Source organism: Oceanotoga teriensis (assembly GCF_003148465.1).
Classification (GTDB): domain Bacteria; phylum Thermotogota; class Thermotogae; order Petrotogales; family Petrotogaceae; genus Oceanotoga; species Oceanotoga teriensis.
In genome coordinates, this window is sequence record NZ_QGGI01000018.1 from 1 (window position 1) to 12,737 (window position 12,737).

General features: G+C 27.7%; 12 protein-coding genes. 6 read left to right on the forward strand and 6 right to left on the reverse strand.

The annotated features are described in order from the left end of the window. Positions 1–121 precede the first annotated feature (121 nt). The 3 genes from fba to C7380_RS10885 all read left to right on the forward strand — a co-directional run bounded on the left by fba (position 122) and on the right by C7380_RS10885 (position 4,215). Entirely contained in the window at positions 122–1,060 is a 939-nt protein-coding gene (fba, locus tag C7380_RS10875; RefSeq protein WP_109605830.1) for a class II fructose-1,6-bisphosphate aldolase, read from the forward strand. 78 nt (positions 1,061–1,138) lie between these two features. Beyond that, entirely contained in the window at positions 1,139–2,338 is a 1,200-nt protein-coding gene (locus C7380_RS10880; RefSeq protein ID WP_109605832.1) for an acetate kinase, read from the forward strand. A gap of 62 nt (positions 2,339–2,400) precedes the next feature. Next, positions 2,401–4,215, forward strand: coding sequence for a TIGR03960 family B12-binding radical SAM protein (locus C7380_RS10885; RefSeq protein WP_109605834.1), 1,815 nt, complete (start codon positions 2,401–2,403; stop codon positions 4,213–4,215). A 160-nt stretch (positions 4,216–4,375) separates the two neighbouring features. Here the strand turns inward: C7380_RS10885 and C7380_RS10890 are convergent, their stop codons facing one another. The 6 genes from C7380_RS10890 to fsa all read right to left on the reverse strand — a co-directional run bounded on the left by C7380_RS10890 (position 4,376) and on the right by fsa (position 9,945). Beyond that, positions 4,376–6,517, reverse strand: coding sequence for a methyl-accepting chemotaxis protein (locus C7380_RS10890; protein ID WP_158274881.1), 2,142 nt, complete (start codon positions 6,515–6,517; stop codon positions 4,376–4,378). 186 nt (positions 6,518–6,703) lie between these two features. Next, positions 6,704–6,940 carry a DUF3783 domain-containing protein gene (locus tag C7380_RS10895; protein WP_109605838.1) on the reverse strand — a complete coding sequence of 79 codons (237 nt, stop codon included), beginning with the start codon at positions 6,938–6,940 and terminating at the stop codon, positions 6,704–6,706. An 11-nt stretch (positions 6,941–6,951) separates the two neighbouring features. Then, on the reverse strand, positions 6,952–7,953 hold the full coding sequence (locus C7380_RS10900) for a 2-hydroxyacid dehydrogenase (protein WP_109605840.1): 1,002 nt from the start codon (positions 7,951–7,953) through the stop codon (positions 6,952–6,954). 126 nt (positions 7,954–8,079) lie between these two features. Then, positions 8,080–8,496: a secondary thiamine-phosphate synthase enzyme YjbQ gene (locus tag C7380_RS10905; protein ID WP_109605842.1), complete on the reverse strand. Its 417-nt coding sequence runs from the start codon at positions 8,494–8,496 to the stop codon at positions 8,080–8,082. A 19-nt stretch (positions 8,497–8,515) separates the two neighbouring features. Next, positions 8,516–9,202, reverse strand: coding sequence for a Crp/Fnr family transcriptional regulator (locus tag C7380_RS10910; protein ID WP_109605844.1), 687 nt, complete (start codon positions 9,200–9,202; stop codon positions 8,516–8,518). Between the two features lie 83 nt (positions 9,203–9,285). Next, positions 9,286–9,945, reverse strand: coding sequence for a fructose-6-phosphate aldolase (gene fsa / locus C7380_RS10915; RefSeq protein WP_109605846.1), 660 nt, complete (start codon positions 9,943–9,945; stop codon positions 9,286–9,288). Between the two features lie 341 nt (positions 9,946–10,286). On the opposite strand from fsa, the gene C7380_RS10920 reads away from it, so the two are divergent. The 3 genes from C7380_RS10920 to pheS are packed head-to-tail and all read left to right on the forward strand — an operon-like array spanning position 10,287 to position 12,733. Further along, a complete protein-coding gene (locus C7380_RS10920; RefSeq protein ID WP_109605848.1) occupies positions 10,287–10,907 on the forward strand; it encodes a hypothetical protein in 621 nt (206 codons plus the stop codon). A gap of 22 nt (positions 10,908–10,929) precedes the next feature. Next, the gene (locus C7380_RS10925) at positions 10,930–11,760 is read left to right on the forward strand and encodes a hypothetical protein (protein ID WP_109605850.1); all 831 of its coding nucleotides are present in this window, start codon (positions 10,930–10,932) and stop codon (positions 11,758–11,760) included. Beyond that, positions 11,717–12,733, forward strand: a complete 1,017-nt coding sequence (pheS, locus tag C7380_RS10930) for a phenylalanine--tRNA ligase subunit alpha (RefSeq protein ID WP_170110829.1) — start codon at positions 11,717–11,719, stop codon at positions 12,731–12,733. Before C7380_RS10925 ends, pheS begins: the two co-directional genes overlap by 44 nt. Positions 12,734–12,737: the final 4 nt, after the last annotated feature.

A 12,737-nucleotide genomic window follows, 5' to 3' on the forward strand; every position in this document is an offset into this window, starting at 1 on the left:
AACAATTTAATTATAACCTATGGAGGTAAATATCCCTTTTAACATCGTTTAAAATTACTTTAAATAAACGTTTTTAGAATTTAGAAAGATACTATTTCAAACAATAAAGGAGGGTATTAAAATGTCTTATGTTAATACAAGAGAAATACTCGATAAAGCTAGTAAAGAATATTATGGAGTAGCTGCATTTAATATCAACAATTTAGAATTTTTACAGGCAATACTTGCAGGTGCTGCAGAAAAAAAATCACCTGCTATAATAGAAACAAGTGAAGGTGCAATAAAATATGCAGGTATGGGAGATTATTTTAAAGGTGCAAGAATATTTGTAAATATGGTAAAAGAATTTGCAAATGATTTAGATATTCCAGTTGCTTTACATTTAGATCATGGTAAAGACTTTAATATAATAATGGCTTGTATAAAAGCTGGATATTCTTCAGTCATGATAGATGCTTCACATTATGATTTCGAAGATAATTTGAGAATAACAAAAGATGTTGCAAGAATTGCTCATGCTGCTGGAGTTTCTGTAGAAGCAGAATTAGGACAATTGGCTGGTATAGAAGATAATGTAGAAGCTGCTGAAAATGTACTCGTAAATGTAGATCAGGCTGAAAAATTCTGTGCTGAATCTGAAATAGACTTTTTTGCTCCTGCAATAGGTACTTCTCATGGTGCATTTAAATTTAAAGGCGAAGCAAAACTAGATTATGATAGATTGAAGAAAGTTAAGGAAATAACTGGTAAACCATTGGTACTTCATGGTGCATCAAGTGTTGTTCAAGAATATGTTAAAATAGCTGAAGAACACGGTGCCGATTTTGGTGGTTCAAAAGGTGTTCCTTCAGATGTATTAAAAGAAACTGTTAAATTTGGTATAAACAAAGTTAACACCGATACAGACCTAAGAATAGCTTATATAGCTGGATTGAGAGAATACTTAGATAATGATTCCAAACAATTTGACCCAAGAAAATATTATAAAGTTGCTATGGACTATACCAAACAAGTTGTAATGGATAGAATAGATATTTTAGGATCTGCTGGAAAAATATAATAGATATAAATATATTCAATATTTCGATATCCCTCATATGAGGGATATCGAAATTTATATTTAGGTAGGAGGGATCATATGAAAATCTTAGTAATAAATACCGGAAGTTCTTCGCTAAAGTATCAAGTTTTAAATATGAATGATGAAGAGTTATTATGCAAAGGTTTGGTAGAAAAAATAGGTCTTCCAGATTCAAAAATCAAACAAAAATGTGGAAATTTAAAGTTCGAAGAAGAACATTATTTCGAGAATCATGAACAAGCTTTAAAAAGAGTTATAGAATTAGTAACAGATGAAAAAAAGGGTTGTTTAAAAAGCATGTCGGAAATAGACGCCATTGGTCATAGAGTTGTGCATGGCGGAGAAGATTTTTCGAAGTCTGTATTGATAACTGATGAGGTTATGAAAGCTTTGGAGGATAATATCAATCTTGCTCCATTACATAATCCAGCAAATATCACAGGGATTAAAGCTGCTCAAAAGCTTTTACCAGAAGTTCCTCAAATTGGAGTTTTTGATACAGCTTTTCATCAAACAATGCCGCCTAAAGCTTTTATGTATGCATTACCATATGAACTTTATAAAAAATATAAAATCAGAAGATATGGTTTTCATGGAACTTCTCACAGATACGTAGCAAAAAGAGCTGCCGAATTACTTTGTTTGAGAAAAAGAGATATAAAAATCATAAGTGCTCATATAGGTAATGGAGGCTCAGTTGCAGCCATACAAAATGCAAAAGTTGTGGATACTTCTATGGGTTTTACCCCTCTTGAAGGACTTATAATGGGAACAAGATCTGGAGATATAGATCCAGCAATTCCTATTTATCTAATGAGAAATGGATATTCTATGGATGAAGTAGATGATATACTTAATAAAAAAAGTGGCGTTTATGGAATAAGTGATTATTTGAGTTCTGATATGAGAGATATAAGAGCTGCTAAAGATGATGGAAATGAAAAAGCGGCACTCGCTTTAGATGTTTATGTTTATAGACTTGCAAAGTATATAGGTAGTTATGCAACTGCAATGAAGGGTCTTGATGTATTGATATTTACTGCTGGTGTTGGTGAAAATACAATTGAATTCAGAGAAAAAGTCTGTGAATACCTTGAAATATTTGGTGTTGAATTAGATAAAGAAAAAAATAAGACTTTAAATGGTAAAGAAGGAATCATTTCAACTGATTCTTCAAAAGTTAAAGTATTGATAATACCTACAGATGAAGAATTGATGATTGCAAGAGATACCAAGAAAATTGTGGAAAATATGTGATTTTAATGTATAATATATGGGGCTAATAGCCCCTTTTATTTTATATTTCAGGAGGAATAAAATTGAAAATAAGCGAATTTCTTTTTAATACAGGAATAATTCATCAAGTTCAAAAGCCTTCAAGATATTTAGGTGGAGAATATAATCAAATAAATAAAGAAAATTCAAAAGTAAAAATAGGATTATGTTTTCCTGATATATATGATATAGGGATGTCTCATACTGGATTTCATATATTATATCAATTATTTAATGAAGATAAAGATATTTATGCTCAAAGAGTTTTTTTACCTTGGAAAGACATGATTGAAAAGATGGAAGAATATAAAATACCTTTATTTTCACTAGAAAAACTGGAACCTATAAATAATTTTGATATGCTTGCAATAACTTTACAGTATGAATTGAGTTTTACAAATGTACTGAAATTATTAGATCTCGCAAATATTCCAATATATTCACATGAAAGAACAAATGAAGACCCAATAATAATGGCTGGTGGACCTTGTACAACAAATCCAGAACCTATTGCAGATTTTATAGATGTTTTTTTTATTGGTGATGGAGAAACCGTTATAGATGATATAAATAAAATTTTAAAATCAAATAAAACAAGAGATGAAAAATTAATAGATTTCTCAAAAATTGAAGGATTTTATGTACCAAAGTTTTATACTTTGAAAAATACTAAAAAAGATATTAAAATATCAGTACCAATATCAGATTCTTTTCCAAAAAGAGTTAAAGTAAAAAAAGTAAAAGATTTTAAAGATCATGAAATACCAATAAATCAAATCGTACCAAATATAGATATAGTACATAAAAGAGCCGTAATAGAAATTATGCGAGGTTGTAATAGAGGTTGTAGATTTTGTCATGCAGGAATGTTTTATAGACCTTCAAGGGAAAGAGATTCTAAATATTTATCTGATAAAATCATAGAAGTTTTAGAAAATACTGGTTATAATGAAGTTTCTCTACTATCTTTAAGCACTCTCGATTATTCAAATTTAGATGATATAATCGATTCAATTTTACCTTATCTCGAAGAAAATAAAATAGGTATATCTTTACCTTCTTCAAGGGTTGATAAATTCGGTATAGATATAAGTTCAAAATTACAAACTGGAAGAAAATCAGGGCTTACATTTGCTCCAGAAGCTGGATCTCAAAGAATGAGAGATTTAATAAATAAAGGTATAGATGAAGATGAAATTTTAAATGTTGTGAGTATCGCAAAAGAAAATGGTTGGAATAATGTTAAGCTATATTTTATGATGGGGTTACCAGAAGAAAGTGATGATGATATAGAACAAATAGTACAAATTGCAAGAAAAATTAAAAATAAAAGTAAGATCAAAGATATCACTGTAAATGTTTCAATATTTGTTCCAAAGTCTCATACACCTTTTCAATATGCACCTTTTTTAGATATGGAAAGTATAAAAAGAAGAATCAAAATAATAAAAAAATTGAGAAAATATAAAATAAGATATAATATACATGAACCTTATGAAAGTTATCTCGAAGCGATCGTTGCAAGAGGTGATAGAGATATAGGAAAATTAATATATGATGTAACTTTTAATGAAAATGGTTATCTTCAACAAAATGAAGAAGAGTTCAATTTTAGAGCTTGGGCAAGATCTATGAATAGACTGGGTTTAAATTGTATAAAATATATAGAAGAATATGAAACAGATGATGAATTACCTTGGAATATAATAGATACTCTCATATCAGAAGAATTTTTAAAATCCGAATGGAAAAAATCAAAAGAATTAATTTTAACTCCAGATTGTAGATGGGATAAATGTTCTTCATGCGGAGTTTGCATAAATACAGACTATAAAATAATAAAAAAAACCGGATCCTAATCGCTGGATCCGGTAATAATGTTCTGGGTTTATCTCAGGGGGGATAGGGGGATCTATCTCTGATATAATATTACACTATTTTATGTTACTCTTCAATAGTCTTTAGTTACCTTTAAATGTAATAAAGTAACCAATTTTTTGAGCAATGTTAACGAAATTCCTATATTTTAAATTTGTTGGCAAATTCATCCAATGAGTTTATAGATCTGTTTAAGGATACTGATAAATCTTTTAGATCGCTTATGGATTGTACCTGATGGTCTATTTTATCAAAAACATTATGTATTTCTACTACCATATCTTGAATAGATCTATTTATCATACTTATAGCTTCTGTAACCTGCTCTATTGAGGCTCCTTGTTCTTGTGCACTTGCAGTTGTATTTTCTATCATACTTGAAATTTCAGATACAGAAGTTATGACTTCTTCAAGACTCATCGCAATATTTTTTATACTATTGGTAATCTGCGAAACATTATTTGTAACTTTATCACTCTCTTTCGCAACTTTTGAAGAATCATTAACTAAAAAGTCTATATTACTTTCTATATCACCAGCCGCAATATTACTCTCTTCTGCAAGTTTTCTTATTTCATCGGCGACTACAGCAAAACCTTTTCCAGCTTCACCAGCACGTGCGGCTTCTATTGCAGCATTCAAAGCAAGTAAATTTGTTTGTTCAGCAATAGAATGTATAGATTCTGTTATATCTTTTATAGATACCGTTTTATCTGACAAACCTTGTATACTTTGATTATTTTCTCTCATAAGGATATCTATTTCATCAACACTCATCAGCATAGAATTTATCTCTTTCTTTGATCCTTCTACTTTATCCATTATTGCATGTGTTTTATTTGAAAGGTCATTTGCAGAGCTTGAAATTGATTTGGCACCAACAGCAACATCTTCAATACTAGCATTAGTTTCTTCAACCGATGCAGCAACACTTTCTGTATTTCTTTGAATCATTTCAACAGAATTTTTTATATCCATTATATTTTCCATATTTTTTACAGATCCTTCTTCGACTTTATCGGCATCTAAATTAATATCATGTGTGGCAGTTTTTACTTCATGTATTATATTTTTAAAACTTCCTCTAACCTTCTCAAATAATTTTCCTATCAATCCAAACTCGTCTTTCCTTAAAATATCTATTTTATTCGATATATCACCTTTGGCAATTTTTTCTACATTATTTTGTATAATTTTTACAGGTTTTATTAGATATTTTGAAAACAGAGTGACCAAGACAAATATCGCAATTACTGTAACTGATATAATTATTATATTCAGTTTATTAAGTTCATATACACTCTTATAAGCAATTTTTGTCGGTTTTTCTATCAATATGACCTTTTGATAGCCATAACGAGTATCGATTTTTTTATACGAACCTATTACCTCATCCCCGGAGAAAGATTCATAAATAGCTGTTCCTGATTTGTTTTGCATTTCTTTTAAATCAATACTTTTATCACTATTAAAGTTTAAAATTTTACCCTCATAGTCTGTCAAATATACTTCAGTATTACTTTGTTCATTTGAATTAACTATAGATATAAGAGTATCTATACTCTTAGATATTACAAGATATCCATCGATAGCATATTTTTTTAATGGTATTCCAAAAAAAATGAGTTCTTTATTTTTTGCATCATAATAAGAAAAATCATTTATTACGGGATATGTTTCTTCCAATGTTTGTTCTTTCATCTTCAAGAACATATCTGTAATTTGATTATTTAAATCATTCACATTCCTTGCATAATCTTCACCTTTTTGAACTGTATAAACTATCCATCCATCTTTATCTATCAGATATATATCTTCGAGTTTTTCTACATCTTTAAAATCTTTCATAGAATCATGATACTTATTATGAAAAAGATCATAATCCTCAAGATCATAAATACCATCACCAAAATCTTTTTCTATAGTATCTGATATATTTTGTGTTACTTTTTTCATCTCCGACCTGTCTTCGAACTCGTTTAAATCGACATAAGCAGTTCTAAATAATTCTGTGGGATTGTCCAAACTCTGAAAATATCCCGAAAGACTTTTTAAGTATGAATTTATAAACTCTATCTTTGCAATTGAGTTTAAAGATCTCTCAAAATTCAAATAATAATCTTCTATCTTTTCAGAATAATTATCAGATAAAATCCCCATCTGATTCTTTGTTAGTTCTTCTATAGAATTTTTAGATGTGTTATAACTCAATCCCCAGAATAAAATCAGTGGCACAATAGAAAACAATATAACTATCAAAATAAATTTTGCTGAAAACTTCAAGCTATTCACCTCCAGATGATTAGCAAAACAAATCATAATTTATTATATCATTGTTAAATATATTTTTCAATATTGAAATATATATCATTTTAACAAATTATTACCATTTACTTTAGAATATTAAAAAAAACTTTACTTAAGATTTAAAATTGAAAAAAGCCCTAAAAATAGGGCTTTTTAATCATTTCAATCAATTTTTGTTTCTTTTAAACTTTTAGAAACTTTTTTCATTTCTATATCTTCTTGTTGCAATTCTTTCACTAAATCTTCTAATTTCCATTGAGAACTTGTAGGAGTAACTGTGGCAAATATCGTTTTAGGAAGTCCATCTATATCTTTAATCGCTCTCATTATCTTTAAAACTTGTTGATTAGTTAATCCATTCATTATTATTGCAGGTATATCTTTTATTTCATCATACATAAAAATCCCCCTTATTTACTTTTTATTTCATTAGTCAGTTCCAATCCTTTTTCATATTCTGAAATATTTTCAAGTGTTACATATGCTATATTATTCATTGCAGTATCAGTAAAAAATGCTTGATGACCAGTTACTATAACATTAGGAAATGTTAAAAGAATACTCAAAAGATCATCTTCAACAACTTTATCAGAAAGATCTTCAAAAAATATATCACTTTCTTCTTCATATACATCCATTCCAACAGAACCTATTTTTCTGGATTTTATACCATCTATAACAGCTTGAGTATCAAACAACTCTCCTCTACTTGTATTTATTATCATTACACCATCTTTCATCAAAGATATGGCTCTTTTATTTATTATATGATACGTTTCTGGAACAAGTGGACTATGTATAGTTATAATATCTGATTTTTCAAAAATAGAATCGAGATCTGTATATTCGACACAAAATTCTTCGCAATCAGGATTAGGATATTTATCATAAGCAATTATATTACAATCAAATCCTTTTAAAATTCTTGCAACATTCATGCCTATTTTACCAGTACCTATTATTCCAACTGTTTTACCTTTCATGTCAAAACCCATAAGTCCTTTTAATGAAAAGTTCTTTTCTCTCGCCCTGTCATAAGCTCTATGAATTTTTCTGTTCAATGAAAGCATCATTGCAATAGTATATTCGGCAACTGCATTTGGTGAATATGCTGGAACTCTTACAGCTTTTATACCAAATTCCTTCAAAGCTTTTAAATCAATGTTATTGTATCCAGCTGCCCTCTGAGCTATTAATTTAGTTTTTCCCCTAGATAATATTTCTATTGTTTCTCTACTTAAATCATCATTTACAAAAGCAGAAACAACTTCAAAATCATTAGCAAGCAATGCTGTTTCTTTATTCAATTTAGTCTCAAAAAATTTCAATTCATGCACATTCCCAAAATTTTCATTTGCTTTATTTAAAAATTCTATATCATATTCTTTTGTAGAAAAAATAGCTATTTTCATATAATTCACTCCTTTTTTTGTTTTTTCATTTTGTATTATATCATAATCCCGACCAAAAACATCATATTTAATACAAAATAAACAATTAAAGGAATATTTTATTACATTCGGAAATGATTTTTTAACTTATTCTCCTATAATCTTTACAAGAACTCTCTTTTTTCTCATACCATCAAATTCTCCATAAAAAATTTGTTCCCAAGGCCCAAAATCAAGTTTTCCATCTGTTATTGCTATTAAAACTTCTCTTCCCATTATCTGTCTTTTTAAATGTGCATCTGCATTATCTTCAAATCCATTATGTTGATATTGATCATATGGTTTTTCAGGTGCCAGTTTTTCAAGGAATCTTTCAAAATCTTTATGCAATCCACTTTCATCATCATTTATAAATACACTGGCTGTTATATGCATTGCATTACAAAGTAATATACCTTCATTGATTCCAGATTCTTTTAAACATTTTTCAATTTCATCAGTAATATTTATAAACTCTCTTCTCTTTGAAGTATTAAACCATAGCTCTTTTCTAAAGGATTTCATATAATTCACCTTCCAATACTTAAAAATTAAATTTCATAGATTTTTTATCGATAATATTCACCCTATTTCCATTTTTACATATTATCCCTTCATTTTCAAGTTCAGAAAAAGCTCTCGATAAAGAAGGTCTTGCAACACCAAAAAGTTTTGAAAGTTCTTCTACCGTTATATTCATTTGTATAAATTTGTCATTATTTTGCTCATTCATCTGTTGAATTAAAAAAAATATAATTTTTTCTCTTAAAGTCTTTAAAGAACTTAACCATAATTTTTGGGATAAAAAGTCAATTTTTTTGCTAATATTTTTTAAAAGATTCTCTAAAAAAGTCTTATTTTCAGTGGAAATTTTTATTAATTTATCTGAATTTATAGTCAAAATAATAGTTGGTTTTATAGAAATTATATTAACAGGAAGTTTTCTTTCTGGAGAAAATAAAAAACCAGAAGCTAAAATAGCGGGAGCCTTGATTCTTTCTATTTGAATAGTTTTACCATTAAAGTCATTCATTTCTGTCTTTATTTCTCCACTAAATAAAATTAGCATATCATTTAATTTACTACCTCTAAACCTTATTATACTATCTTTTTTATATTCTTCTTTATTGAACTCATCTTCCGAAAATATTTTTTTTAATTCTTCTTCATTTAAAGAATTAAAAAGATCTATTTTTGATATTTGTTTTATAAAATGATTAATATTTTTCACCACCTAAAGACATATTTTAATAATTCCAACTAATTTAATTATATATGAAAAACAAATAAAAATAGCGGAAAAATCCGCTATTTTTATTTGTTTTTCATATATTCTTGATATTTTTTCCAATCTTTTAAGAATCTTTCAAGTCCCAAGTCTGTCATAGGATGTTTAAACAATTTTTCTAATACATCGAAAGGAATTGTAACAACATCCGCACCAGCCAAAGCAGCTTCTAAAACATGCTCTGAATGTCTAACACTTGCAACAAGAACTTCTGTTTCATATCCATAATTATCGAATATTTGGATTATTTCTTCTACTATGTCCATACCCGTATTACCTATATCATCCATTCTTCCTATGAATGGGCTTACATATGTAGCACCTGCTTTTGCGGCAAGATATGCTTGAAGAGGAGAAAAAATTAAAGTTACATTCGTTTTTATACCTTCTTTTGATAAAGTTTTTACTGCTTTTATTCCTTCATGTGTCATAGGTATTTTAACAACTACATGCTCACTCAATTTAATCAATTTATGAGCCTCTTCTATCATACCCTCATAATCAGTGGATACAACTTCGGCACTTACAGGACCTTTTACTGCATTACATATTTCAACTATTCTGTCCTCAAAAACTGTGTTTTCTTTGGCTACCAATGTAGGATTAGTAGTAACACCATCAACTATACCCCAATCGATACCTTTTTTAATTTCCTCAATATTAGCTGTGTCTAAAAAAATCTTCATGAATATCCCTCCTAATTAAAATATTTTTCATCACTACTTTAAAACGGGATACATGATGCCTGGATAATATAATTATATCAGAAAATATAAATAATCAAAATAAATAAATGAAAATTTTTAACTCTTTGTTTTTAAAAAAATATAAATAATCTGTTATAATATTAAATGCGGATGATTAAACAAAAAAAACTCTATTAATTTAATTATTTTGGATTAGAATCAAAAATCAAGGAAACTTATCAATTATCTTGTACTAAATATAGTACAAGATAATTGGAAAAACTTAAATTTACATGATACCCCTTTTTGGGAGTTTGCTGATGACGTAGAGGTGAAATAAAGTGATAAAAGAGTTTGAATCAAAAATGTCTGTCATAAAAATCAGTTCACCAAAGATAAATTTTCCTGAAATCTCTTTAGAAGCTGGTGAAAGTATAGGAATATATACAAATTCACCATCAAAATATATAAAATATTTTTTTAAAATCATCACAGATCCTTCAAAAAATGCTGAAAAAGTTACAATAAACGAGATTGTAGCAAACACAACTCCATGGGTTGGAAGAACTTTTACGCATATTGTGATACCAGAAGTATGGAATGATGATATTTTACAAATATTAAAAAACAAACCAGAAAGACGACATTTAATATTTATTGGTGCTAAAGATAATCAAATAAAGAAAGAAAAACTTCCTCAAATATCAGAACAAGTACATGAATATCTTAAAAAATGTGCCGTTTTAACTATCACAGATTCAACAGAATTAATAGAGGCTGTTTGTAAAAAAGTTATAGATACAAATGGCAATGAACTAATATTAACAGAAGAAAAAGTATGTATGGATAAAGATGGTAATATAGTATCTTTAGATGATGTTGATTGCAATATAAAAAATATAAATATAAAAAAATATAGATTTGTTGGAGAAAAAAACGATTATTTAGAAGATTTATTTTAAAATTATATTTAGGGGGTAAAAAATGCCAAAGTATCTTAGAACTATGGCTTATATTTTATTATTGTTTTTTGCCTTTATCATCTTAAATGAGTTTGCTTATAATAAGAAATTTGATTCCGAACCCTTTTTATTGAAGGGTTATGTTCCTTATGAACTTGAAAAAATAGAAAAAGTTGATGCTTTCCCAAACAAAGCAAAAGCTTTAATAGAATATAAAGAAAAAACACTTTTTATACACCTTCCAAAAAATGCCGATTATAAAAGTAAAATAATAGATGATATAAATTTATTAGAATTGAGAATTTCTAAACTCGAAAAAACATTAATTCCTTATTATATTATGATAGATGAAGGTTTAGAAACTCCAGATTTTGTAATATATAAAAATAAATTTAATATATTCATATATTTATTATCCTTCATGCTTTTTGGAGCTATTTTAGAATTATTTTCAGCAAAAAATTATTTTTTAATTAAATTTAAATACCATAAACAAAATTTTAATAAAATAGTATCGATTGTAATATTTTTCTCAATAATGTATTTTATTAATTTTTTTAATATCATATATATAGAAAAATATAATAATTTAATACTATTTGCACTTTCTTCAATACTTTTAATAAATTGTTTTGAAAACAAAATTTTTAAATATTCATTATCTATTGTATTGAGTATGATTCCTGTGTTTATGAGTTTAAATGATTTAATGATTTTCCTTATAATTTCAATAATAATAAATATAATAATAAACTCAATAAAATTAAAAAAATTAACTTTCATAAAAAGTACTGGGGAGGTAAATGCAAATGGATTTGAACAAAGATCAGATAATGATGAATCTCAAGAATAAAATAGATTCTGTAAAAAACCTTGAAGATTTCAAAGTACTCAAATCAGAGTTCCTTGGAAAAAAAGGTCAAGTAACTCAATTAATGAAAAATATTTCAAAAATTGATAAAGAAAAAAAGAAAGAATATGGTCAAAAAGTTAATCAATTAAAATCTGAAATAGAAGATGTTTTAAATTCTTTTATGGAAGAATTAAATGAAAAAAAGAAAAAATCAGAAGAATTAAAAGACTGGGTTGATGTAACAGTTAGAGGTGCCAAAAATTCTTATGGTAAGGAACATTTAATAAATAAAACAATAAGAGAATCATTTGAAATATTTACAAATCTTGGATTTACAGTGGTTGAAGGAAATGAAATCGAAGAACCTTGGTTTAATTTTGATGCATTGAATACTCCTGAATGGCATCCTGCAAGAGACATGCAGGACACTTTTTATTTGAATCTCGAAAAAACATTATTAAGAACTCATACATCTGGAGTACAAATAAGAACTATGACTAAAATGAATCCACCAATAGCGGTCGTTTCGTCTGGTAGAGTTTATAGAAAAGATGAAATAGATGCCACACATTCAGCTATGTTTTATCAATTAGAAGGACTTTTTATAGATAAAAAAGTAACTGTTGGAAATCTTAGAAAATTTCTCGAAATATACACAAAAAAAATGTTTGGAGATTCTTTAAAGGTATTATTGAGACCAAGTTATTTTCCTTTCGTTGAACCTGGTTTTGAAGTTGATGTTAGCTGTATAAACTGTGGAGGAAAAGGTTGTAGTGTATGTAAAAATACTGGCTGGATAGAAGTTCTTGGAGCCGGACTTGTTCATCCAAATGTTTTGAAAAATGTTGGATTCGACCCAGATGAATGGCAAGGATTAGCTTTTGGTGTCGGTGTAGAAAGGATAGCCATGTTAAAATATGGAGTTTCAAATATGAGAGAATTTTTCAAAAACGATATAAGATTTGTAGAGTGAGGTG